Source organism: Sphingobium sp. RSMS, assembly GCF_005406185.4.
Classification (GTDB): Bacteria; Pseudomonadota; Alphaproteobacteria; order Sphingomonadales; family Sphingomonadaceae; genus Sphingobium; species Sphingobium fuliginis.
On the sequence record NZ_CM191258.1, the window covers coordinates 588,861 to 613,553 of the forward strand.

Here is a 24,693-nt window from a genome sequence, read left to right on the forward strand (position 1 = left end):
TGATTTCGGGCCCTGGCTGCCTGTTCAGGCAAGGAAAAGCGCCTCTTCACTATGCCGCATGTTCGGGCCCCATGATCGGAGCATAATTTGTGGATATAGCATAGGACGAGATTTTTTGCTGAACCGGCTAAGCTGCGGGCGTTGCGTCGTTCCGGCGCGCTTGCGGGTGGGGAATCCGCGCTCCATCAGCCTGAATGGACGGAAATTCGGGGCCGGAACAGGGACGGCGGCGCTTCTTCCGCCGCGCTTCCGCGACCATCGCGACAAAGCCGCGCGCCTGCATGCTTGGAATGTTGAGACCGGTATCATTGCGCCCGGCTTTCCGGAAGGCTAAGACGCTTCAACAAGCAAGGGCGGGAAACCGCTTCGTTTCCGATCGTAAAGGGAGAGGATCGCAAGATGGACAGCCTGACCGCTGCTCATGCCGACAGGACGGCCGCCAGTCCGCTGGAACTGCGCGTGGGGGAGGCGCTCGACAATCTCCGCACCTTTCGCGTCGGCATATTGGCGCCCTTGCTGATGGGCTTCATCATGCTGTTCGATTCCTGGGACAGCATCGCCATCGCCTATGTCATGCCGTCGCTGTCGCGCGAATGGGGGCTGCATCCCGCGATGATGGGGGCGCTCATCTCCTCGGGATATATCGGCCAGTTCCTGGGCGCCATAGCCCTGGGATCGCTTGCCGAACGGTTCGGGCGCATGCCGGTGTTCGTCGGATCGGTCCTGGCGATGGCGACGCTGGCGATCGCCTGCACGGTGGCGCCGGGGCCGGAGGCGCTGCTGGCGATCCGCTTCGTCCAGGGACTGGCGATCGGCGGGGCATTGCCGGTATCGATCACCTATATCAACGAACTCGCGCCGACGATGACCCGCGGCCGCTACTTCATGATCTTCCAGTGGCTGTGCATGAGCGGCTATGCGGCGGCATCCCTGTCCAGCACGGTCATCATACCGGAACTGGGATGGCGCTGGCTGATCGGGCTGGGCGGCATTCCGCTGCTGCTGCTGCCGGTGGTGATGCTGACCCTGCCGGAATCGCCGCGCTGGCTGGCCCGCACCGGCCGCGCCGGGCAGGTTCCGGGCGCGCTGGCGAAGCTGGGGGGCAGGATCGACCTGTCGGACGGCGACCTGCGGCAGGCCGCGCCGCGCCTTCGGGAGCCGGCGAGGATACCGATTTCCGCTCTGTTCGCGCCGCAACAGCGCGCATCGACGATCATCCTGATGAGCATCTGGTTCACGGTCGCCTTCACCAATTTCGGGCTGACCACCTGGGCGCCGTCGATCTTCGTGACGGTTTACGGCATAGCGCTGGCGGACGCCCTGCGCTATGCGGCGGCGACGCCCATATTGTTCCTGCTCGCGACGCCGTTCATCGGTGCGACCATGGATCGGGTGGGGCGGCGGCCCTATGCGATCGGCGGCTGCCTGGCGGCGGGGCTGGCCTTGCTGTCGCTTGCCCTCTTCCGCTTCGAGACCGGACCGCTGGTGGCGCTGGTGGTGGTCGGCACGCTGGGCAGCGCGCTCAGTTCCTTCATCCAGTGGCCCTATACGGCAGAGAGCTTCCCCACGCATCTGCGCGCGGTGGGCATGGGCGTTTCCAGTTCGATGGCGCGCGCCGCGTCCATGCTGACGCCGCTGTTCGTCGGCGTGATATTGAGCACCGGGGCCGCCATTTCACTGGTCTACAGCGCATTTGCGGCCTTTGCCTTCGGGGCGGCGCTGCTCTGGATCTTCGCCACCACGGAAACGGCGCGGCGGAAGCTGGAGACGATTTAGGCTCAGGGCCCGCATAATCATCTTTCCCGATCGAATCCTGCGTCATGCTGAAACAGGTTCAGCATGACGGTTCTTGGACCATTACCCAGATCAGGGCGAATGGCGGATCAGAGGTTGATATTGGCCCGGCCCTTCAGCCCCAGCATCTGGCGCGCCTCCTCCGCGGTTGCGACTTCCAGGCCCAGCTCGTCCAATATCCGGCGGATCTTGAGCACCTGGTCGGCATTGCTGTTCGCCAGTTGCCCCCGGGAGATGAACAGGCTGTCCTCCAGTCCCACGCGAACGCTCGATCCCATCAGCGCGCCCATGGTGCACACGCCCATCTGGTGCCGTCCAGCGCCGAACAGCGACCAGATATAATCGCCGCCGAACAGCCGGTCGGCGGTCTGGCGCATGAAATAGACGCTGTCGGCGTCGGCGCTCATGCCGCCGGTCACGCCCAGCACCGACTGGATCAGGAAAGGCGGCTTCAGCAGTCCCTTGTCCGCGAAGAAGGCGATATTGTGGAGATGGCCGATCTCGTAGCATTCCATCTCGAACCGGGTGCCGCCCGGACCCAATGTCTCGATGATGTGGCGTATGTCGCGGAAGGTGTTCTTGGCGACCAGATCTTCCGTCGCCTCCAGAAAGGGCTTTTCCCAGTCATATTTGAAGTCGTGGCGGCTCGCCAGTTCCGACAGGTTGATGTTCATGCAGCCCATGTTGAGCGAACAGAGTTCGGGACTGACCTGAACCGCCGCGCGCAGCCTTTCCTCTAACGTCATGCCGGGTCCGCCGCCGGTGCTGATGTTGATCACAGCGTCGGTTTCCGCGTGAAGTTGCGGCAGGAACTGCATGAAGACCTCGGCAGACGGCGTCGGACGGCCATTTTCCGGATCGCGGGCGTGCAGGTGCAATATCGCCGCGCCCGCCCGGTGGGCCGCGATGCCCTCCTCGGCGATCTTTTCCGGCGCGACCGGCAGGAACGGCGACATGGTCGGCGTATGCATGCTCCCTGTCAGCGCGCAGCTTATGATGACCTTTCCCTTCTTCATATCATTTGCCTTTCCATCATCCTGTCCCTAGAGAAATTGGTACCGGTATCTCACGCTTGCGGCAAGCGACAATGGAGACCCCCATGAGCCCTATCGAACAATCCGCCCCGCCCGGCTGGCGCGTCAAGGAAGGCGCCGACGTCGATCCCTTCCAGCATCTGAACGGTCCCTTCTATATCGCGGACCCCTTCGAACCCGCGGCGGAGGAAGCCGTCCGGCTGGGTTTCCGGGTCGCGCCGCATAATTGCAGCTATTCCGGGTTCGCCCATGGCGGTTGGCTGTCATCCATTCTCGACGTCTGCCTGGGCCAAAACGCGCAGGCGGGCTGTGCCGTGTCCCACGCGCCGACCATATCGCTGTCCGTCGACTTCATGCGGGGGGCGCAACCGGGGGACTGGCTGGAATCCCGCGTCCGCCTGCTGCGCGCGACCCGGTCCCTCGCCTTCTGCGACGGCGTGCTGCTGGGGCCCGATGGTGCTGTCGCACGCGGCAGCGGCGTCTTCAAGCTTCCCTCCACCCGCTCCGGTCAGGCGAAGTAGAAATCATGGGCGCTGCGATGGATCGCGGCGCGCACCGCCGCGTCGGGCAGCCAATAGCCAAGCTGGTCCAGCGTCTGCCGATGCGTCACCGTCCCTTCCGCCCCCACGAACGGCGCGTCGCTGCCCCAGAACAGCCGTTCCGTCCCGACCCGCTCGACATAGGCCTGCGCGAACATACGGGCTATGTCCTGATCGGGCCGGCGGAAGCCGCCGGACAGCTTCACCCAGGCCATGCCGTCCTGACAGGCCCGGACCGCCGCCTGGAAGCCGGGGCAGTCCAGCCCCTTTCCCGCATCCGGCCAGCCGAAATGGTCGATCACCACCTTGACCCCGCTGGGCCTGAGGCCGTCCAGCACCGATGGCAGACGGTGCGCCTCGACATTCACATGGACATGCATGTCCATGTCGCGCAGCCGGTGGAACAGGCGATTATAGCCGTCGGCAGCGAAATCCGGCAGGTCGGTGTGGAAAAGCTGCAACCGCACCCCCACCACCCCGTCGCGGCGCATGCCCTCCAGATCGTACATCCCGATTTCCGGATCGACGATCACGGTTCCGCGCAGGCGCCTGTGCTGCCGCAGGGCGCGGATGACATAGTCATTATAGGTTCCGAACAGGCTGGCCGCCGCGATTACCGCGAAATCGACGCCGCTGGCGTCCAGCGTGTCGAGATAGGTTTCCACCGTATAGGCATAGTCGGGCCTTTTCCACGCCCTGCTCCAGAAGGGCATGGCGGGCCCCCAGATATGGGCGTGCGTGTCGACCCGGACCTCGGCGCTCATCTGGACCTCAGCGCTCATAAAGCCTCTCCGCCGTTTCATAGAGGAAGGCGCGGCGTTCGTCGGGGCCGAGTTGGGCCGCCGCCCTTCGCGCCGCCGCCGCCTTTTCCTCATAGGGCCATTCGCTCTGGCCCAGATCGGAGCCCCACATCAGCCGGTCCGCGCCGAAGACATCCGCCAGCCGCCGGATGAACGCGGCCGGTTCCGCCTTCTGGTCGGCCAGCCGCTCCATGTTGATCTCCGTGAACTTGAAGCTGATATTGGGCAGCCCTTCGAAGATCGAGATGGTATCGGCAATGCCGAAATCCGGCGGCGGCGGCATGCTGCTGTCCAGACCCGCCGCGACATAGCGCGCCTTTTCCGGGTTGGAGAGGGTGTGCGGCGTGCCGATATGATCGACGATGATCTTCAGCGACGGCAGATATTCCGCGATGAACTTCAGGGCCGGCAACCCCCAGGACAAATGCCTGCGGAAGAAGATGATCGCCACCGGCGTTCCCAGTTCGGCCGCCGTCCGCCAGCATTCCATGGCATTGGGCGAATTCATCCAGGCGGTATCGAAGAATTCGAAATGCGTCTGGGCGAAGCGCAGGCCGCGCACGCCGTGGTTCAACACGATGTCCCGGTATTTGGCGGGCGTTTCGGGGTCCTGCGCGTCCAATATCACCACCGGCACGAAACGGTCGGAATATTTCCTGCCCGAATCGATGATATAGCTGTTGTCATAACCATAGACATGGCCGCGCTGGACAATGCATGCCTTGCCGACGCCATTGCGGTCCATCCGGTCGATCAGCCATTCGGCGGTGGCCGTGTAGTTCATCTGCGTGACATGGGTCGTGCCGCGCATGGGCGACGGCGGATAGGCGACATCGTCATCCGCGATCAGATGCGCATGGGTGTCGAAAATCGGGTCTTCTGCCATATTCAAGCTCTCCTGCTGGCTCAGGCGAACAGCCTGGCGCGCAATTCCCGCGCCATGCCGGACAAGGCCCGGTCGGATGCGCGCATCATTTTCGGCCACATCAAAAAGCCGTGGATCTGGTCGGCATGGCGGATATGCTTCACCGGCACGCCGGCCGCCGCCAGCCGATCCGCATAGGCGTCGCCCTCGCCGCACAGGGGATCGAAACCGCAGGTCAGCACCCATGCCGGCGCGACACCCTCCAGCCGGGGCGCGCGCAGCGGCGACATGCGCCAATCGGCGGGGTCCGCTCCGTTGCGATAGGCCGTGCGGAACCACCGCATCATGTCCGCGGTCAGGCCGAAACCATCGGCATTGCGGCGGTAGGACTCATGCTCCTCCACCAGATCGGTGACGGGGTAGATCAATATCTGCGCGCTGAGCGGCAGGCCTTCATCGCGTGCCCATAGCGCGCAGGCGGCCGCGAGATTGCCGCCCGCCGAGTCGCCCCCGACGGCGATCCGTCCTGCGTCGATGCCCAGCGCCGCAGCATCGCGACGGGCATGGCGGAGCGCGGCCATGCAATCCTCCAGCCCCGCGGGAAAGGGATGTTCCGGAGCCAGCCGGTAGTCCACCGACAGCATGGCGATCCCGGCCCGCTCCGCCAGCGAGGCGCAGAACCATGCGCCATAGGCGAGGTCGCCGGTCATCCAGCCGCCGCCGTGAAAATAGAGCATGGCGGGCAGAGGCGCATCGTCCGGCACTTGCATGGGCCGGTAGAGCCTGAGGGGAACGGGGCCGCGCGGCCCGTCCGCCCAAAGATCCGCCTCCCGGACGGGCGGCGGCGGCTTTCCCAGCGTTTCCAGCGACATGCGGATCGCCGCCCGCGCCTCTTCAACGCTCAGAAGATGGAGCGGCGGCCGGCCGCTCGCCTCCATGAGGTCGAGCACAGCGCGGGCGTCGGGGTCCAGCCCGGCTTGCAGGGTGGCCGCCATCAGATCGCGTCCAGCCGCATCCGGGCGGTTTCCCGCGTGGCCGTGACCCACAGGATCAGCGCCCCGGCGGCGCAGAGGCCGAATATGCCGAAGACGATGGCGACCGACGCGCCGCTGGCCAGGATCGCGCCCACCACGACCGGCGTCAGGGTGGATGCGCCGCGCGCCAGCGAACTGCTGAGCCCCAGCGCGACGGCGCGGACATGGGTGGGATAGGTTTCCGCCGTATAGGGCCAGAGGACGATGGAGCCGGTGAAGATCGAGAGCTGACCCGCGATCACCAGCGGCACCAGGATCGCCACGTCCTTCGGCAGGGTGAAGCCCAGCGTCAGCAGCGCGACGGTCGCGATCAGCGATCCGCCGATCGCCAGCGGACGGCGGCCCACGCTGTCGATCACCAGCGCGATGGTCGGCGCGAGGACCAGGAACAGCAGGCTGGCCGTCGCGGAATAGCGCAACGCCGTCGCCACCGGGATATGGAAGACCGACACATAGATGGACGGCAGCCAGGTCGTCAGCCCGAAACTGGCGAAGGAGGTGAAGAACCAGAGCAGCATGACGACGGTCGTGCGGCGGCGGAATTCGGGCGCGAACAATATGGTCGCGGGCAGGCGGGGCGCTGGCCCGGCGGACGGTTCGGACGAACGGAGCGCCTGTGGATCGGCGGCGGCATAGCCGAACTTGCGCAGCGCCTTCGCCGCGTCGTCCGCCCGGCCGCTGCGCACCAGCCAGCGCGGTGATTCCGGGAGCAGCAGCAGCACCACCGGCAGGATCAGCAGGGGAATCGCCCCGAAGGCGAACAGCCAGCGCCATCCGAGATGAGGGATGACGACCGTGCTGGAAAAGGATGCGGCGGCATAGCCCGCCATGGTGATGAACTGGAATATGCCGAAATAGCGGCCGCGCGTGGCGGAGGGCGCGATTTCGTTGATATAGGTGATCGACACCGGCAGCGCGCCGCCGATCGCCACGCCCTGGACGATGCGCAGGGCAAACAGTGCGCCATAGCCCGGCGTCAGCGCGCAGAAGATCGCCAGCAATCCCATCCAGACGACGGAGACCAGGAATACCGGCATACGGCCGAAGCGTTCGGCCAGCGACCCAAGCAGGATCGCCCCGACGAACTGCCCGGCATAGCCGGCCGAGATCAGGCTGCCCGCGGCGACCGGCGTCAGGCCCCATTCGCGGGTGAGCGAGGGCATGACATAGGCGATGGCGATGCTGTCCCATGAATCGAACAGCATGACGAAGCCCAGCAGCAGCGGCGGGACGATCCGCAGCCGGGCGGAGGTGATGCTATCGAGCGCTGCGCCCACCGCCGCTTCCGGGCCGGAACCCGTGCGCACCGCATCGATCGGGGCTCCACCGCTCATCTGATTGCCTCCGGCGCCATCTCCGTCACCTCCGCTTATTCGCCCTTTCCGGGGCGCTTATGGTCTTTGCTATCGTGAATTCATGGTCGTTCAGGCGGCGATCACGCCTCCGTCGACGGATATGATCGATCCGGTGACGAAGGATGCCGCCTGCGAAGCCAGCCAGACCACCGTGCCGGCCATCTCCTCCGGCTGCGCGACGCGGCCCATCGGCACGGATGCGGGCCGCACGTCGCTCACCTGGCTGCGGCCGGCGCGCATATTGTGCAGCAGGTCGGTCTGGACCGGTCCGGGCGCGATCGCGTTCACCCGGATATTGTGGGGGGCAAGCTCTATGGCGGCGGACTTGGTCAGCCCTGCGACGGCATGTTTGCTGGCGGAATAGGCGCCGACATAGGCGAGGCCGGAGAGCGCGGCGGTCGAGGCGAGGTTGATGATGGAGCCCCCCTGCCCCGCCGCCAGCATAGCCGGAATCTCATATTTCATGCTCAGCCAGGCGCCGCGCACGTTGATCGCGAACAGATTGTCGAAATCGCGCGCCGCCAGATCCTGAATGGCCGCCGCCGGGCCGGGGATGCCGGCGTTGTTCATCGCGATGTCCAGGCCATCCATGATCCCGGTCGCGGCTGCCACCAGGGCTTCGACGCTTGCCTCATCGCGGACGTCCACGGCGCGATAATGAACGGATTGCCCGCTGTCCGACGCGATTTCACGGGCCAATGCCTCCCCCCTCTCCTTTTCCAGCCCGGACATGACCAGGCTGGCGCCGGCTGCCGCGATGGCGCGGGCGCAGGCCAATCCTATGCCGCTGTCGCATCCCACGACCAATGCCTTGCGCCCCAGCAGCGTAAAGAGATTGTCGGACATGGAAACACCCTTCTCGATCATGATTGGCGCTTGAAGCGGCGCTGGAAAGGCGTTGCGCAGCCATTGGGAAGGCGGCCGCTCCCGATCCTTTTCACCATCCTCATTGAATCTTTATGAGATACCGGTACCATAGGATGGTTCGGTTTAGCTAGGGCCAAAGTTCGCGAAGAATGCCATATGCCGTCGCTTCAGCATAATGTTATTGGATAGCCAATGCTTTCCCGATGTGCTGGAATTGCGCGAAATCCGCTAAATGCCGTGCCGTTCTTGGCTGCCCTGTCCGCAAGCGCCGGCAGGACCCGGAAACAGGAGATTTCGTGACACGCATTCCTTATCCAGACCCCGCCGGCCTGTCGGAAACGAAGCGCGAAGTGCTGTCCGGGGCGTTCGGTCGCGTGCTGAACATATCGCGCATGGCCATGCATGCTCCCGACCCCTTCTGGGCGCCGCAGCGCGCACTGGGCCGCGCCGCCATCTTCGACATCAGCATCACGCCACGCCAGCGCGAGCTGATCATCCTGCGCGTCGCCTATCTGTCGCGTTCCGACTATGAGATCTATCATCATGAAAGCATTGCCGCCGCGCTGGGCCTGACGGAGCGGGAGAGGCAGGGGCTGGAAAGCGGCGACTTCAGCGTCTTCGCGGCGGAGGAGCAATGCCTGTGCGATTTCGTCAGCGAGCTGGTGTCGGACGTTTCCCCTTCGGACAGGAGTCTGGCGGCCATGCAGGAATATTTCGGCCTGCCCACCCTGTTCGAGATCCTCTTCATCACCTGCACCTATATGATGCTCGCGAGAGTGGCGGCCGTCAGCGGTGCGGAGATCGACGATGAAGCCGTGACCAACTGGAATCTGCGACGCTGAGAATGCCCTGGAGCGCGGGACAGGCGTAGCGCGGAGGGCCGTTGCGCGCCTGGCCCCGCCCGACCGAAAACCGGGCCGAACCTGCCGCCCAGGAAAATTGGGACTTGTGCCATGCGGGTTCGCGGCGTATCCCAATCGTGATACCGGTATCTTCAATAACGATCTGGAGGGGTCCGAGGGGTGATAGCCGCTTCGCAAAAACTGTCGGCCTGGGTTAGGCAAATGCGGTTCGATGATCTGCCCGACGATGTTGTGACCGCGACCATGCTGCGCGTCATCGACGTGGTGGGGCTTTCCATCGCGGGCAGCCAGCGCCCGTTCGGCATGTCGGTGCGCAGCGCCACCGCCGGCCTGCATCCCGGAACGGAGGCCCGCATCTGGGGCGGGGCGGCGCGGTCGAGCGTGTCGGGCGCGGCCTTCGCCAACGGCGCGCTGTCGCAGGCGCTGGAATATGACGACACCCATAATGAATCGATCGTGCACATGAGCAGCCCGGCCGTCGCGGCGGCGCTGGCGCTGGGCGACCGCCTGCGCTGCGGCGGGCGCGACGCGATCCTGGCCATAGCCATCGGCAACGAGATCAGTTGCCGCGTCGGCAGCCTGGCGCCGGGTCAGTTCCACAAACGGGGATTCCACCCCTCCGGCCTGTTCGCGCCGTTCGGCGTGAGCTGGCTTGCGGGAAAGATGCTGGCGCTGGAGGAGGATGCGATGATCCGCGCCGCCGGGATCACCGGCAGCTTCGCCGCGGGGCTGATCCAATGCTGGGTGGACGGCACCCAGTCCAAATTCCTGCACCCCGGCTGGGCCGCGCAGAGCGGGATCGCCGCGGCGACACTGGCTGAGGCCGGCGTCACCGGTCCCGCCGAGGTGCTGGAGGGGCGCTTCGGCCTCTATGCGTCGCATCTTCAGGACGAGGCCGTGACACCCGACTGGCGCCGGCTGACCGATGCGCTGGGCGAGGAATGGGAAAGCCGGAACGCCTCCTTCAAGCCCTTTCCCGCCGCCCATGTCATCCATCCCTATGTCAGCGCGCTGCTGCGGCTGCGCGAGCGTCACGGCCTGTCGGCAGAGCGCATCCGCGCCATAAGGTGCGATGTCGCGCCCTATATCGTCGGCATCGTGTGCGAGCCGCAGGGCGAGAAGCTGCATCCGCTGACCGATTCGCACGGGCGGGTCAGCCTGCAATATACGCTGGCGGAGGCGCTGGTGCGGGGCAGGCTGGGGAAGGACGCCTATCAGCCGGAATATCTACGCGACGAGGCCATTCTCTCCCTGGCGCGGCGGGTCGAATATCGGGTCGACGGGTCCCTCCCCGGCCCGGAGCAGTTCAAGGGGGTGATTTCCGTGGAACTGACCGACGGCACCGTCCTTGAGGAGATCGAGGAACATAATCGCGGATCGTCGGAAAATCCGATGACCACCGATGAGATCGTGGCGAAGTTCAACGAGAATGTGGCGGGAACGCTGACCGCAGCGCAGGCCCGGCGCCTTGTCGACGCCGCACTGGCGCTGGACCGGTGCGAAGACGTGTCGCGCTTTACCGAACTGACGGTGACGGACCATGAATGACGCAGGAAGACTCGCCGGCCGCAATGCGCTGGTCACGGGATCGGTCGGGGGGCTGGGCCAGGCCATGGCGCGCAAGCTGGCGTCGGCCGGCGCGAACGTCATGCTGCACGGGCTGGAAGATCCGGAGGAAGCCGCCTGCCTGGGCGAGGCGATCGAGCGGGATTATGGCGTGCGCGCCGTCTATTGCCGCGCCGACCTGCGCCAGGCGTCGGCCGTGCGGGACCTTGTCGACCATACCGAGCGGACGCTGGGTCCGGTCCATATCCTGATCAACAACGCCGTCGTCCGGCATTTCGCGCGGATCGAGGATTTCCCCATCGACAAATGGACCGAGGCGCTGGCCGTCAACGTGACCGCCGCCTTCCTTGCGACGCAGATGGTCCTGCCGAAGATGAGGGAGGCGCAATATGGACGGGTGTTCAACATGACGTCGGTCTATGGCTATCGGGGCACCGTCAACCGGGTGGACTATGTGACGACCAAGACCGCGATCCAGGGACTGACGCGCGCCACCGCGCTGGAGACGGCGGGCAGTCCGATCACCTGCCATGCATTGATGCCCGGGTCGGTGCTGACGCCCCTCTGGTCCGACCGGCTGGAGCGGATGATGATCGAGGAAGGGCTGACGCGGCCGGAGGCGGAGACGCGCTTCCTGGACGGGAAGCAGCCCAGCGGCCGGTTCGTCGATGTCGACAGCGTCGCGGAGGTGCTGCTGCTGCTGTGCGGCCCCGCCGGAACGGATATGAATGGGGCCATATTGCCGATCGAGGGCGGATGGATGGCCCGCTGATGCCAGCGGCAGGGCGATGTTTGAGGAGCAGTCGATGACGCAGAGCCGGAATGTGGGATTTATCGGCCTTGGCAGCATGGGAAGCGCCATGGCGCCCCGGCTGCTGGAAAACGGCCATGCGGTGATCGCCTATGACGTCAATCCTTCGGCGCGGGCGGCTTTCGCGGCGGCGGGCGGCCTGGCCGGCGACAGCGTGGAGGAGGTCGGCAACCGGGCCGACATGGTGTTCACCAGCCTTCCTTCCCCCCAGATCGTCCGGCAAGTGGCGGCCGAGCTGGCGGGGACGAGGGTCGGGATCGTGGTCGACCTGTCGACCATCGGTTCGCGCGCCTCTGCCGAGGCGGCGGGCCTGCTGGCGCAGCATGGCAGGTCGTTCGCCGACGCGCCGGTCAGCGGCGGGCGCGCCGGGGCGCTGGCGGGCAAGCTGACGCTGATGCTGGCCGCGCCGGCAGCCGTGCAGGAGGAGGTCGCGCCCCTGCTTTCCCATTTCGGCAAGGTGATCCCGGTCGGCATGCAGCCCGGTCAGGCGCAGACGATGAAGCTCATCAACAACATCATGTCGGTGGTGGCGCTGGCCGCGACGTCGGAGGGGATGGCGATGGGGGTCAAGGCGGGGCTGGACCCGCATGTGATGCTGGACGTGCTCAACATGTCGAGCGGGCAGAACAGCGCCACCCGGGACAAGTTTCCCCGCGCCGTCGTCCCGCGCACATTCGACTTCGGCTTCGCGACCGGCCTGTCGCTGAAGGACGTCCGCCTTTGCCTGGACGAAGCGCAGGCATTGGGCGTACCCATGATGCTGGGCAATCTGGCCAAGACGATGCTGGACATCACGGCGGCGCAGTTCGGCGCGGATGCCGACTTCACGATGATGGCGCGGGTCGTGGAGCAATGGGCCGGCGTCGAGATCGGCTGAACGCCTGACGCGAGATTTGGGAGGGAAGTCGTTGGAGGATTGCTATCAGGTCTATGCCGTCCAGTACGGCCATCACGATCGCACCGCATCGGCCAATTTCGTCGGCGGCGATCCGCACGACCGGCCGATGCCGCTCGACTATTTCGTCTGGGCGATGGTGGGCGACCACGGCACCTATATACTCGACACCGGTTTCGACGCGGCCATGGGGATCAAGCGCAACCGGCAGTTGGTGCGGCCCGTCAACGAAGGGCTGAAGACCATCGGCATCGACGCCGCCGCGGTCAGCGACGTCATCATTTCCCACATGCATTTCGATCATGCGGGCAATCATGCGATGTTCCCGCAGGCGCGGTACCATGTGCAGGATGCGGAAATGGCCTATTGCACCGGCCGCTGCATGTGCCACGAGCCGTTGCGCCACGCCTATGAGCCCGGCGACGTGCAGGCGATGATCGGGCGGCTGTTCGACGGCCGCCTGCAATTCCACGATGGCGACAGCGAACTGGCGCCGGGCCTGACCCTGCACCGGGTCGGCGGGCATACGCGCGGATTGCAGGTGGTGCGGGTGAAGACCCGGCGCGGCTGGGTGGTGCTCGGTTCCGACGCCGCGCATCTCTACGCCAATTTCGAGCAGGCGCGGCCCTTCCCCTCCTTCGACAGCATGACCGACATGCTGTTCGGCTTCGACAGGATGCGGGAACTGGCGAGTTCGGAAAACCACATCATTCCCGGCCATGATCCGCTGGTGCTGAGCCGCTATCCCCTGGCGCGCGACGGCGTGGCGGGGGTGGTCCGGCTGGACGCCGAACCGGCGTCCTGAGGGCGGAACGCGGGCGCTGCCGCTCAGCGCGCCCGCGCCTCCCGCAACAGGCTGGGGTCGATCAGCCGGGAAAGCGTTGCGCGGTCGCGCGGCGGGCGGCCATCGATCTTCGCGAGCCACTGCTCCTCCTCCACCATCACGTCCAGCAGGTCGTCGGGAAGCGCGCAGGGAAAGCGGTGATGATGCCATGACTGGCGAATGAGTTCGAGATTCTGGCCGGTCCGTTCCGCCAGCATGGCCTGCATTTCGCCGGGATCTTCCTCCGCCTTGCGGCAGCCGGCCAGCAGTTCGCGCAGGAAGGCGACGACCTGTTTCCGCTTCGCCGGATCGCGGAGCGTCCCGGCCCTGGCGTTCAGGCTGTATATTTCGCGATAGGCGCCCTTGGGCTGGATGCTGAGGCCATTGTCCCCCAGCGCGAGAGCCGCGCGTTCCGCTTCGGGTTCCCAGGTCGACAGCGCGTCGACAGCGCCCTTGATCACCGCGTCCGCACCGGCCCTGGCGGTCAGGGGAACGATGGTGACGTCCGCCTCGCCCAGCCCCGCGCCCTTCAGCAGCCTGTGGAGGTAGAAGGCGGCGGAGGTGTTGACGAACACCGCGATCCGCTTTCCCTTCAGGTCCGCGACGGAGGCGATGCCGGAGGAGCGCCGGGCGACGATGCGGTACAGGCCTTCCGTCGTGGTGACGACGATGCGGACGTCGGGATGCTTCAGCGACATGCGCAGCGTCTGCGTTTCGGCATTGCCGGCGAGATCGGCCATGCCGGGATTGGGCGGCGGCGGCGCGCCCTCCGCATGCCCGCCGACCGAAGCGGCGAGCGCGGGGTCGGGCGCCGCCCAGAGGTTGGGAACCCCGCCGCTGGCGGTGACGACGGTTCCGGGCGGCGCATTCTTCGCCGCCAGCAGAGCCGGCCCGAACTCCAGCACGGATCGATGGCCGAAGACGGAAAGCGGTTCGGCCGGAGCCGTTGGGGCATTGACCGCCGCCGACGGTGCGGCGGCGCATCCGCAAAACGCCAGGGCCGCCATGGCTGCGGCCAGAGCCGCCTTGTTACCGCGCATCGTCATTCTCCCCCAAGGGCGTCAATAGCGGAAGCGCACGCCGAGCCGATAGGCACGACCCACCAGGTCATAATAGGTCCCGTCGAAGGAAGGGAATGGCGGATCGGTGTCGAGCAGATTGTCGATCGTCCCGAACAGTTCCACCTTCCTGTCGTTGTCCTCGCTGCGGGTCAGGACAAGCTTTCCGCCCAGATTGAAGTAGATGCGGCTGGGAATCCTGTTGATGTTGAGGCTGGTCGCCGTCCCCGGCACGGCGGCGGTGTCGATCTTGCCGTCGTTGATGTAGCGCGCCTGGAGGTTCACGCCGAAATCGTCGGTGTCATAGGCGATGGTCGCGTTCATCGTCAGGTCCACCATGCCGACCGTGCCGCCATTGACGGGCGTTCCATTCTGTCCGGAACGATCGATGGCCCCGGTCGTGTCCGTCAGCCTGTAGTCCCAGACATAGGTGGCGAGCAGCCGCGTGCTGAGATTGCCCGCGCCGAGGGGCATGCGATAGGACAGTTCGATGTCGACGCCGCTGGTCTGGAACCGGTTGAGGTTCAGATAGGGCGTCACCATCTCCGTGATCGGACCGTTGGCGACGGGGCGGGTGATGAAGGCGCAGCGGCTGGCGTCGCCCGCGACGCAGGAGTCGAGGACGACCTGCGCGACGGAGGTGTTGATGACGCCGTCTATGTCGATGTCATAATAGTCGACCGACAATTGCAGGCCCGATGCCCATTGCGGCTGATAGACGAACCCCGCCGTCAGCGAATTGGCGACTTCGGGTTCCAGGTTCCTGTTGCCGACGGAGAAGGTGCGCACCGTATAGGCCGTATTGGTGACCGGGTCGATGATGCGCGCGTTCTGATTCCTTTCCGGCGTGAACATTTCGGTGAGATTGGGGGCGCGGACATCGCGCGAGCGGGTGGCGCGGACGCGGAATTCATCGGTGATCGACCAGTTCACGCCCGCCTTCCAGGTCCACACGCTGCCCGCGCCGCTATAATCGGCGTAGCGGGCGGCGGCGTTGACATCCAGATGGCGGAAGAATGGCCTGTCCGCCGCCAGCGGAACGAGCAGCTCCACATAGCCTTCCTTCACGTCGAACGATCCGTCCACGAAGGCGGAGTTGGCGCTGGAAAAGGCGCGGGCCGCCTCCAGCGGGCTGGGGATGGAGAGCAATGTCTCCCGGCGATATTCGATGCCGGTCGCGATGGACACGGGGCCCGCCCAGGTCGAGAAGGGTTCCGCCTGGAGATTGCCGGCGACGACCGTCTGGGTCGTCTTCTGATGCTGGAGCGAGAGGCCGGTCACATAAGCCTTGGCCGCGTCGCTGGCCGTGCCGGTGCCGAAGATATTATAGGGCACGCAGCCCGCCGCCGCGTTGCGGATGGCGGCGTTGGGGCTGAGCAGGTCGCGGCAGACGGGGGTGGAAACGCCGTTCTGCGTCACGTTCACCACATCGATGGCGCGGCGCCAGTTCGCCTCGATCCGCTGGCCGATGACGCCGCGGATGAACCGGTTCTGGCCATATTGCGCATAGACGTCCCATTTGATGCCGCCGAAGGAGCCTTCGGCGCCGATCAGGCCGCGGGCGGTCTCATTCGCCTTGCTGACGATCTGCTGGAAATTCTCGGTCCCGAACCGGCCGAGCTGGAAGCTGGTGAGCGCCGGCGCGCCGGCCGGCCGCGTCGCATTGTAATTGTCGATCGCCGCCCGCGTCGCCGCCGGGATGAAGGGATTGTCGGCGCTGACGACGATGGGGGAAAAGGCGCTGGTGCTGGGCGACTGAGTGCCGAAATTGCGCGTGCCGATGCTGGGCACGGTCCAGTCGACATGGGCGTAGTTGCCCTCCGCGAAGAAGCTGGTGTCGCCGCTTTCGAAGCTGACCCGGCCCATGGCGACGACGCGCTCATGCGGCTGCCTGATGTTGACGCCGGTCCAGGAACCGATGCCGTACCCGTCGCCGCCGATCTGGTCGTCGCCCCATACTTCCCCGAAGTTGAACTGGAAGGGGGTGCCGTCCGGCGCGAAGGCGGTGCCGCGCAACGGTCCGGTGGCGATCAGGCCGCCGGGCGTCTGGGAGGCGTAGTGGACGTTCTTCGTCCAGATGCGCGCGGGCTGGCCGTTGGTGGCGAAATTGGGATTGGTGACGAACCACCATTCCTCCCGCCCCCAGTCGCGCGTGTAATTGTCGCCCACCCCCTCGTCATAGGAATATTCCGCGCCCAGGATGATATGGCCCGCGCCGTCGGCAAAGCTTGTCCCGCCGCCGAGAGCGACCTTCATGTTATAGCCGTCGCCTTCCTCCGAGATGCCGGCCTGCGCTTCGCCGCGAAGCCCGGTCAGCTTGTGGTCGAGGATGATGTTGACGACGCCGGCCACGGCGTCGGAGCCCCATGCGGCGGACGCGCCGCCGGTCACCACCTCGGCGCGTTCGACCAGGAAGGTGGGGATGAGGCTGAGGTCGACGGTGCCGACATTGGACGTCGGCACGAAGCGATGGCCGTCGACCAGGACGAGGGTGCGGTTGGCGTCCAGCCCGCGCAGGTCGGCATAATAGCCGCTATTGGTGAAGGTGCGCGCCGCCGACGGGTTCTGGCTGGGGCGGAAGGCGGGCGCCTCCTGCAGCACCGAGCCGATGCTGATCGCGGCGCGGTTCTGCACCTGCTCCGCACCGATCACGGAAATGGGCGTGGGGGCGTTGAAGCCGTCCCGCACGATGCGCGAACCGGAAACGACGATGTCGGCCTCCACCGGTGGATCGGACGGCGCGGGAGGCGAGGATGGGGCCGGGATCGGGGAGCCGGCCGGGGCGGCGTCCGGCGGTTCCGAAGCGCCATCCGCCGGGGCCGCCGCACCTTGCTGCTGCGCGAAGGATGGACCCGGCGGAGCCATGGCGGCGAAGGCGATACCTGAAAGCAGGGCAAGTCTGGTCGACGCAACGCGCATGTCATCCCTCCCGATTGCCCGCGTGACGCAGGTCTGTCGTTCTGTTCGCAGAAGCGGACCGTCGAAAAATCGCTGAACGAAATAACATTCACAATAACTGAGAAACATGCCGGAGGCGCATCATCCAGCAGTGGCGCGACAGGCGAAGCCGCGGGGGGCATCAAAGGGCTGGCGGGCGCCCTGTTCCGGGTGTAGGATGCCGCCATTGGCCATGAGGCGCTCCCTCATGCCGAGAGATGCTCGCCCCGGAAAAGCGCGCATGTCCCGACAGAGGACATATAAGAACAGGAGCTTCATGGCTTTCGGTCAGGAGAGCGAACCATGGCAATGGCTCACCCGTCCCAGGCGGCGTCCGCCGGGCAAGATATTTCCATCCGCACCATCACGTTCGACGACCTGCGCGTCGCCCTGCGTCAGGGGTGGGACGATTTCCTCGCCAAAAGGGGCGATCTGGTGTTCATCGGCTTCATCTATCCGATCATCGTCGCGCTCGCGATCATGTCGGCCAGCCGGATGTCGATCCTGCCGCTGATCTTTCCGCTGGTGGCGGGCGCGATCCTGCTGGGGCCGGCCTTCGCCAGCGGTTTCTACGAACTGGCGCGGCGGCGGGAGGCCGGGCTGGACGCGCGCTGGCGCCATTTCCTGGACGTGATCCGCAAGCCGGGCGGGTCCGCCCTGTTCGACCTGACCTGCGTGCTGGCGCTGCTGTTCATGGCGTGGATGGCGACGGCCTGGTTCATCTATCATGCGACGCTGGAAAATGTGCCCGGCTCGACATCCTCCGTGGGCGCTTTCCTGTCGGCCATATTCGGCACGTCGCAGGGCTGGCAGATGATCGTGCTCGGCAATCTGGTCGGCTTCGGCTTCGCGCTGCTGACGCTGGCGGTCAGCGTCGTCTCCTTCCCCATGGCGGTGGACAAGCCGGTCAGTTGGGGCGTCGCGGTGCGCACATCCTGCCGCGTGGCATGGCATAATCCGGTGACGGTCGCGGCCTGGGGCCTGATCGTGGTCGCGCTGCTGGTGCTGGGCGCCCTGCCCGCGCTGGTGGGGCTGGCGGTGGTGCTGCCCGTGCTGGGCTATGCCACCTGGCACCTCTATACGCGCGCGGTCGTCCGATAAGGCGATCAGCCCCCGGCCATGTCGAGGGCGATGCCCAGCAGGGCGCGCAGCGTCGGCGCCTCGTCCGACCGGCGCCACGCCAGGCCGGTTTCCAGCATGGGGGCAAGGCCGGCCAGCGGCAGATAGCGCACGCCCGTGCGCGCGAGGTTGCGTAGCGAGGCGGGGACCAACGCCAATCCCATGTCGGCGGAGACGAGGCTGATGATCGTCTGCATCTGGATCGCCCGCTGGCGCACGTGCGGCTCCCGCCCCTGGGCCCGATAATGGTCGATGACAAGATCGTGGAAGGTGGGCGCGACGTGACGCGGGAAGAGCAGCAGCGGCTGGTCGAGCCAGCCCTCCCCGGCCAGCCTGCCGTCCTCCACCAGCAGGCGGCCGTCCTTCACCCAATTCTCCGGCACGGCGGCCACCAGCGGCTCGCGCAGCAACGGGCGATAATCGATGGCCGCGGGCAGGCCGGATGCGGGCGGGATCAGCAGCCCGGCGTCGGTCCGCCCTTCCACCAGCGCCTCCACCTGCACGTCGCTGGTCGCTTCCACCAGCGTCATGTCCACCCTGGGGAAAGCATGGGCATAGCGCCGCACCAACGTGGGCAGGATGCTGTAGTCCGCCGAACTGACGAAGGAGAGGACAATCCGCCCGACCGTCCCGGCCTGCAGGCGCCGCGCCACGGCAGCGAGGTCGGCCACGGCCCCCACGGCGGGCCGGACATGCTCCAGCCATTGCCGTCCAAAGGGGGTGAGCGCCACCTGCCGCTTGGTCCGGGTGAAGAGAGGCGCGCCCAGTTCCCGCTCCAGCGCCATGATCGACTGGCTGAGCGGCGGCTGGGTCATGCCCAGCCGTTCGGCGGCGCGGCCGAAATGCAGTTCCTCCGCCACGGCGAGGAAATGGTTGAGCTGGCGAAGGTCCATGTCAGTCAGTCATCCTGCGACCTTATAGCGCGGCTGCAATATATTTCACAACCTGTCCGCGAAGGCGTAAGGCGGCCGGACAGGAACCGAGGACAGACCCATGCCGCATTATCGTTCACGCACCAGCACCCATGGCCGCAACATGGCGGGCGCCCGCGGCCTTTGGCGCGCCACCGGCATGAGGGACGAGGATTTCGGCAAGCCCATCATCGCCATCGCGAACAGCTTCACCCAGTTCGTGCCGGGGCATGTGCACCTCAAAGATCTGGGCCAGCTCGTCGCGCGGGAGATCGAGGCGGCGGGCGGCGTCGCCAAGGAATTCAACACCATCGCGGTCGATGACGGCATCGCCATGGGCCATGACGGCATGCTCTATTCGCTGCCCAGCCGCGACCTGATCGCGGACAGCGTCGAATATATGGTGAACGCCCATACCGCCGACGCGCTAGTGTGCATTTCCAACTGCGACAAGATCACGCCCGGCATGCTGATGGCCGCGATGCGCCTCAACATCCCGACCATCTTCGTTTCGGGCGGTCCGATGGAGGCCGGCAAGACCGAGCTGCGCGGCAAGACCGTCGCGCTGGACCTGGTCGACGCCATGGTCGTCGCGGCGGACGACAGCTATACCGACGAGGAAGTGAAGGTCATCGAGCGGTCCGCCTGCCCGACCTGCGGTTCCTGCTCCGGCATGTTCACCGCCAATTCGATGAACTGCCTGACCGAAGCGCTGGGGCTGTCGCTGCCGGGCAACGGATCGACGCTGGCCACCCATGCCGACCGCGAAAAGCTGTTCCTGGAGGCGGGCCGCACCATCGTCGACCTCGCCAAGCGCTGGTACGAACAGGACGACGCATCGGCCCTGCCCCGCAACATCGCCACCTTCGCCGCGTTCGAGAACGCGATGAGCCTGGACATCGCCATGGGCGGGTCGACCAATACGGTGCTTCACCTGCTCGCCGCCGCCTATGAGGGCGGGGTGGATTTCACCATGGCCGACATCGACCGTCTGTCACGGCGCGTTCCCTGCCTCTGCAAGGTCGCGCCGGCCAAGAATGACGTGCATATGGAGGACGTCCATCGCGCGGGCGGCATCATGGCAATCCTGGGCGAGCTGGAGCGCGCCGGGCTGGTCGACGCCAGCCTGCCGACCGTCCATGCGCCGACGCTGGGCGACGCGCTCAACCGCTGGGACATCGGCCGCACCAATAGCGAGGAGGTCCGCAACTTCTTCCGCGCCGCGCCCGGCGGCGTCCGCACCACCCAGGCGTTCAGCCAGAACGCCCGTTGGGAGGAACTGGACACCGACCGCGAGACCGGCGTCATCCGCAGCGCGGCGCATCCCTTTTCTAAGGATGGCGGGCTGGCCGTGCTGTTCGGCAATATCGCGCCCGAAGGCTGCATCGTGAAGACGGCCGGGGTGGACGAATCCATCCTGACCTTCCACGGCACGGCACGGGTCTATGAAAGCCAGGACGCTGCGGTCGCCGGCATCCTGGGCAATGAAGTGAAGGCGGGCGATGTCGTCGTCATCCGCTATGAAGGGCCCAAGGGCGGGCCGGGCATGCAGGAAATGCTCTACCCGACCAGCTATCTGAAGTCGAAGGGGCTGGGCAAGGCCTGCGCCCTGATCACCGACGGGCGCTTTTCCGGCGGCACTTCGGGCCTTTCCATCGGCCATGTGTCGCCCGAAGCGGCGGAAGGCGGGCTGATCGCGCTGATCGCGACCGGCGACCCCATCCTCATCGACATTCCCAATCGCGTGATCAGGCTGGACCTGGACGACGCCGTCATCGCCGCCCGCAAGGCGGAAATGGAGGCGCGCGGCGCGAAGGCGTGGAAGCCGTTCGGCCGCAAGCGCCATGTGTCGCCCGCCCTGCGGGCCTATGCGGCGCTCACCACCAATGCGGCGCGCGGCGCGGTGCGGGATGTGGGCCAGGTGGAAAAGGATTGATATTCAGGGCGCGCCGCATTCGACCCCGCGGCGCGTCGTTCCGGACGATTGCCCGCGGGCCGTCAGTGGAGGAGGATATAAAGCGTGCCGGTCAACGCCAGGGCCGACGCGCTGCACAGGCTCAGCAACCCGACGCTGCATTGGCACATGCTGTAATGCATACGCTCCATCGCACTCTCCCTTGCCGCCGGGCTTATGCCGGTCGGGCGGGGCGATGATAACAGAGAATATCGCGCGAATCAAAAGGTCAGGCGTCGTCCAGTCCCTGCAATAATTTTTGCAGCGCAGCATGGAAATGCCGCCGTTCCGAAGGGTTCAGCGCCTTCAAAAGCTTTCCCCCCAGTTGCAGGCGGAGAGGCTCCGTCACGGCGACCGCCGCCTCTCCGGCCGGAGTGATGGCCAGCCGCTTCACCCGCCGATCGTCCCTGTCCGGCACCCGCTGGATCAGGCCCTCGCGCTCCAGCCCGTCCAGCGCCTCCGTCACCGTGCGCGGCGCGAGATTCATGATCTCGGCAATGTCGGCGGCGCGCGCCGTTCCCAGCTGCGCCTTTATGCACATCAATATCTTGGTCTGGGCGAGCGATGCGCCCTGTTCCGTCATCGCGCGGTCGAACGATCTGCGGATCAATGTGATGACCCGAAACAGGTCGGTCAGTAGCTGTTCGTCGGCGCCATTCATGAGGAACCGCAATAAATGGTATTGCGCTATGGTGCAAGCGCGAGCATAGGGGACGGTATTGCGATCTGCGGGTTCCATCGATGAGTTCTGAGACAGTGGCTTCTTCTCCCCCCCATGGCGACGACTCGGGCCAGAGCCGCTCCTCCGCGCTCAGAAGCCCGCGTGCACGCCTGATCCTGCTGCTCGTGGCGCTGGCGCTGATCGGCGGCGGCGTGCTGTGGCTCATCCGCTTCGAAACCTTCGGCAAATATCAGGAATCGACCAACGACGCCTATATCCAGGCCGATTCGATCACCGTCGCGCCCAAGGTGTCCGGCTATGTCGACCGCGTCTTCGTCGATGAGAACCAGGATGTGAAGGCCGGCCAGCCGCTGGTTCAGATCGATCCGCGCGATTACCGGGCGCAGGCGGCCCAGTCCGTGGCGCAGATCGACGTGGCCAAGGCCAATGCGGCCGGGGTCGTCGCCCAGATTGCTGAGCAACGCGCCGCCGTCGCGCAGGCCGAGGCCGATCTGAACGCCGCCAACGCCAATGCCACCTTCGCCGCGCGCGAGGTGGAGCGCTATCGCCCGCTGGCGGCCAGCGGTGCGGAGACCCGCGAGCGCCTGTCGGAGCTTCAGAACCAGGCGACCCAGGCGCGGGCGAGGGCCGCGGCGGCCAGGGCGACACTGACCAGCGCGCAGAAGCGGATCGCCACCCTGCAGACACAGGTGCGGCAGGCGGAAGCGCAGGGCGAGGCCGCGCGTGCGCAGCTTTCGGCCGCCAGCACCAATGTGGAGGCGACGATATTGCGGGCGGCGGTCGACGGGCGGATCGGTGACAGGAGCGTCAGGCAGGGCCAGTTCGTTCAGGCCGCCAGCCGGCTGATGACGCTGGTTCCCAAGGCCAGCCTCTATGTCGAGGCGAATTTCAAGGAAACGCAACTGGGCCTGATGCGCGTCGGCCAGCCGGTGACGATCGCGGTGGATGCGCTGCCCGGGATCGAGCTGCCCGGACGGGTCGCCAGCATCGCGCCCGGCACCGGCGCCCAGTTTTCGGTCCTGCCGCCGCAGAACGCCACCGGCAATTTCACCAAGATCGTCCAGCGCATCCCGGTGCGCATCGCCGTCAGCGCCGGCCCCGAAACCCGGAAGCTGCTGGTCCCCGGCATGTCCGTCGAAGTGTCCGTCGACACCCGTTCGGCCCGGAACGCCGCCGCGCAGATCCGCCGGGAGCAGGAGCGGCATAACGCCCGGATCGGCCGATGAACGCCACCGCCGCTCCGGCCGCGCCGCCCCTTCCCGAACGCGCCGACACCGCCGCGTGGCTGGCCGTCATCGCGGGAAGCCTGGGCGCGATGATGGCGACGCTGGACATTTCCATCGTCAATTCAGCGCTGCCCACGATCCAGGGCGAGATCGGCGCCAGCGGCACGGAGGGCACCTGGATCGCGACATCCTATCTGGTCGCGGAGATCATCGTCATTCCGCTGGCGGCCTGGCTGGAACGGCTGCTGGGGCTGCGCACCCTGCTGCTCGCCGCCGCCTTTCTGTTCACCGGTTTTTCGATGCTGTGCGGCGTGGCCGGCGACCTTACCACCATGGTCATCGGCCGCGTCGGCCAGGGCTTTACCGGCGGCGCGCTGATCCCCACGGCGATGACCATCATCGCCACGCGCCTTCCCCGTTCGCAGCAGCCGATCGGCAATGCGCTGTTCGGCGTCACCGCCATTCTTGGGCCGGTGCTCGGCCCGCTGGTCGGCGGATGGCTGACGGAGAATATAAGCTGGCACTACGCCTTCTTCCTGAACCTGCCCGTGGGCATCGTGCTGATCACCCTGCTGCTGGTGACGATGCCGCATCAAAAGCCGCGCCTCAGCGAATTCCGGCAGGCCGACTGGCTGGGCATCGCGGGCATGGCGCTGGGCCTGGGCGGCCTTACCATCGTGCTGGAGGAGGGGCAGCGGGAACAATGGTTCCAGAGCAGCGAGATCGTCCTGATGTCGGTCATCTCCGGCATCGGCTTCATCCTGCTGTTCGCCGGACAATATTTCGCGAAAAGGCCCGTCATCCGGCTGAAGCTGCTGCTCGACCGGCAATTCGGGGCCGTTGCGCTGATGGGGCTGGTGATCGGCATGATGCTGTACGGCACCGCCTTCGTCATTCCGCAGTTCCTGGCGGCGATCGCCGGCTATGACGCGCTGCAATCGGGCCGCATCGTCCTGCTGTCCGGCATTCCGAGCCTGATGCTGATGCCGCTCACGCCCCTGCTGATCCGGCACCTCGACATCCGCATCGCGGTGGGCGCCGGGCTGCTCGTCATGGCGACGAGCTGCTGGGTCGACACGGTGCTGACCAATCAGGCGGTAGGCCATGATTTCGTCGAGTCGCAATTGCTGCGCGGCGTGGGCAGCGTATTCGGTTTCCTGTTCCTCAACCAGGCGGCCATCGCATCGGTCCCGCGCGAGGATGCGGGCGATGCCGCCGGGCTGTTCAACGCCGTCCGCAATCTGGGCGGATCGCTGGCGCTGGCGGGCATCGCCACCATCCAGGACCAGCGAAGCTGGCTGCACAGCCGCCGCATGGAGGAAAGCCTGAGCGCCAATAGCGGGCAGGTGCAGGATTATATCGGCGGCCTCGCCCATTCGCTGGGCGGGCAGGACGCCGCGCTTCGATCGCTGGCAGGCACGATCCAGCGGGAAGCGCTGGTGATGACCTATAACGACATCTTCACGATGCTGGCGGTCGGCATCATCGCCGTATTGCCGCTGGTGCTGTTCCTGCGTCCCTTGCCCAAGGGGCAAGCGGTCGCGATGCATTGAGGCTGGT

21 protein-coding genes are annotated in these 24,693 nt (G+C 66.2%); 11 read left to right on the top strand and 10 right to left on the bottom strand.

Translation table 11 applies throughout. The annotated features are described in order from the left end of the window. Positions 1-399 precede the first annotated feature (399 nt). Entirely contained in the window at positions 400-1,776 is a 1,377-nt protein-coding gene (locus EGM87_RS20730; protein WP_065847100.1) for an MFS transporter, read from the top strand. A gap of 107 nt (positions 1,777-1,883) precedes the next feature. On the opposite strand, the gene kce is transcribed toward EGM87_RS20730, so the two are convergent. Then, the gene (gene kce / locus EGM87_RS20735; protein ID WP_061938208.1) at positions 1,884-2,810 is read right to left on the bottom strand and encodes a 3,5-dioxohexanoate:acetyl-CoA acetone transferase; all 927 of its coding nucleotides are present in this window, start codon (positions 2,808-2,810) and stop codon (positions 1,884-1,886) included. Between the two features lie 83 nt (positions 2,811-2,893). Here kce and EGM87_RS20740 point away from each other — a divergent pair, with 83 nt between their 5' ends. Next, on the top strand, positions 2,894-3,349 hold the full coding sequence (locus tag EGM87_RS20740) for a PaaI family thioesterase (protein ID WP_025551176.1): 456 nt from the start codon (positions 2,894-2,896) through the stop codon (positions 3,347-3,349). Here the strand turns inward: EGM87_RS20740 and EGM87_RS20745 are convergent. The 5 genes from EGM87_RS20745 to EGM87_RS20765 all read right to left on the bottom strand — a co-directional run bounded on the left by EGM87_RS20745 (position 3,337) and on the right by EGM87_RS20765 (position 8,288). After that, entirely contained in the window at positions 3,337-4,149 is an 813-nt protein-coding gene (locus EGM87_RS20745; protein WP_065847098.1) for an amidohydrolase family protein, read from the bottom strand. The two genes, EGM87_RS20740 and EGM87_RS20745, sit on opposite strands and share 13 nt — an antisense overlap. Then, a complete protein-coding gene (locus EGM87_RS20750; RefSeq protein WP_137708902.1) occupies positions 4,139-5,053 on the bottom strand; it encodes an amidohydrolase family protein in 915 nt (304 codons plus the stop codon). Before EGM87_RS20750 ends, EGM87_RS20745 begins: the two co-directional genes overlap by 11 nt. 20 nt (positions 5,054-5,073) lie before the next feature. After that, the gene (locus EGM87_RS20755; RefSeq protein WP_037483768.1) at positions 5,074-6,027 is read right to left on the bottom strand and encodes an alpha/beta hydrolase; all 954 of its coding nucleotides are present in this window, start codon (positions 6,025-6,027) and stop codon (positions 5,074-5,076) included. Then, complete coding sequence (locus EGM87_RS20760) at positions 6,027-7,400, bottom strand: MFS transporter (RefSeq protein ID WP_025551181.1); 1,374 nt, start codon at positions 7,398-7,400, stop codon at positions 6,027-6,029. The genes EGM87_RS20755 and EGM87_RS20760 overlap by 1 nt, the downstream gene beginning before the upstream one ends. A gap of 90 nt (positions 7,401-7,490) precedes the next feature. After that, positions 7,491-8,288, bottom strand: coding sequence for an SDR family NAD(P)-dependent oxidoreductase (locus EGM87_RS20765; RefSeq protein ID WP_052628092.1), 798 nt, complete (start codon positions 8,286-8,288; stop codon positions 7,491-7,493). 296 nt (positions 8,289-8,584) lie between these two features. Between EGM87_RS20765 and EGM87_RS20770 the strand changes: the two genes are divergently transcribed. The 5 genes from EGM87_RS20770 to EGM87_RS20790 all read left to right on the top strand — a co-directional run bounded on the left by EGM87_RS20770 (position 8,585) and on the right by EGM87_RS20790 (position 13,228). Further along, complete coding sequence (locus EGM87_RS20770; RefSeq protein ID WP_025551184.1) at positions 8,585-9,130, top strand: carboxymuconolactone decarboxylase family protein; 546 nt, start codon at positions 8,585-8,587, stop codon at positions 9,128-9,130. 222 nt (positions 9,131-9,352) lie between these two features. Next, entirely contained in the window at positions 9,353-10,699 is a 1,347-nt protein-coding gene (locus tag EGM87_RS20775; RefSeq protein WP_025551185.1) for an MmgE/PrpD family protein, read from the top strand. Further along, positions 10,692-11,489, top strand: coding sequence for an SDR family NAD(P)-dependent oxidoreductase (locus tag EGM87_RS20780; protein WP_025551186.1), 798 nt, complete (start codon positions 10,692-10,694; stop codon positions 11,487-11,489). The genes EGM87_RS20775 and EGM87_RS20780 overlap by 8 nt, the downstream gene beginning before the upstream one ends. Before the next feature lie 34 nt (positions 11,490-11,523). Then, entirely contained in the window at positions 11,524-12,405 is an 882-nt protein-coding gene (locus EGM87_RS20785) for an NAD(P)-dependent oxidoreductase (RefSeq protein WP_025551188.1), read from the top strand. 31 nt (positions 12,406-12,436) lie between these two features. Then, positions 12,437-13,228 carry an N-acyl homoserine lactonase family protein gene (locus tag EGM87_RS20790; RefSeq protein ID WP_025551190.1) on the top strand — a complete coding sequence of 264 codons (792 nt, stop codon included), beginning with the start codon at positions 12,437-12,439 and terminating at the stop codon, positions 13,226-13,228. A gap of 23 nt (positions 13,229-13,251) precedes the next feature. Here EGM87_RS20790 and EGM87_RS20795 read toward each other — a convergent pair whose 3' ends face one another. After that, complete coding sequence (locus EGM87_RS20795; protein WP_025551192.1) at positions 13,252-14,286, bottom strand: ABC transporter substrate-binding protein; 1,035 nt, start codon at positions 14,284-14,286, stop codon at positions 13,252-13,254. A gap of 21 nt (positions 14,287-14,307) precedes the next feature. Beyond that, entirely contained in the window at positions 14,308-17,223 is a 2,916-nt protein-coding gene (locus EGM87_RS20800) for a TonB-dependent receptor domain-containing protein (RefSeq protein WP_171009944.1), read from the bottom strand. A 321-nt stretch (positions 17,224-17,544) separates the two neighbouring features. Here EGM87_RS20800 and EGM87_RS20805 point away from each other — a divergent pair, with 321 nt between their 5' ends. Beyond that, on the top strand, positions 17,545-18,342 hold the full coding sequence (locus tag EGM87_RS20805) for a DUF2189 domain-containing protein (RefSeq protein WP_025549805.1): 798 nt from the start codon (positions 17,545-17,547) through the stop codon (positions 18,340-18,342). A 5-nt stretch (positions 18,343-18,347) separates the two neighbouring features. On the opposite strand, the gene EGM87_RS20810 is transcribed toward EGM87_RS20805, so the two are convergent. After that, positions 18,348-19,253: a LysR family transcriptional regulator gene (locus EGM87_RS20810; RefSeq protein ID WP_025549806.1), complete on the bottom strand. Its 906-nt coding sequence runs from the start codon at positions 19,251-19,253 to the stop codon at positions 18,348-18,350. A 100-nt stretch (positions 19,254-19,353) separates the two neighbouring features. On the opposite strand from EGM87_RS20810, the gene ilvD reads away from it, so the two are divergent. Continuing rightward, on the top strand, positions 19,354-21,207 hold the full coding sequence (gene ilvD, locus EGM87_RS20815) for a dihydroxy-acid dehydratase (protein ID WP_044660624.1): 1,854 nt from the start codon (positions 19,354-19,356) through the stop codon (positions 21,205-21,207). A 247-nt stretch (positions 21,208-21,454) separates the two neighbouring features. Here ilvD and EGM87_RS20820 read toward each other — a convergent pair whose 3' ends face one another. Next, positions 21,455-21,886 (bottom strand): MarR family winged helix-turn-helix transcriptional regulator, encoded by a 432-nt coding sequence (locus EGM87_RS20820; RefSeq protein WP_025549807.1) that lies wholly within the window; start codon positions 21,884-21,886, stop codon positions 21,455-21,457. 95 nt (positions 21,887-21,981) lie between these two features. On the opposite strand from EGM87_RS20820, the gene EGM87_RS20825 reads away from it, so the two are divergent. After that, positions 21,982-23,133, top strand: a complete 1,152-nt coding sequence (locus EGM87_RS20825; RefSeq protein ID WP_025549808.1) for an HlyD family secretion protein — start codon at positions 21,982-21,984, stop codon at positions 23,131-23,133. After that, positions 23,130-24,686: a DHA2 family efflux MFS transporter permease subunit gene (locus EGM87_RS20830; RefSeq protein ID WP_025549809.1), complete on the top strand. Its 1,557-nt coding sequence runs from the start codon at positions 23,130-23,132 to the stop codon at positions 24,684-24,686. Before EGM87_RS20825 ends, EGM87_RS20830 begins: the two co-directional genes overlap by 4 nt. Positions 24,687-24,693 lie beyond the last annotated feature (7 nt).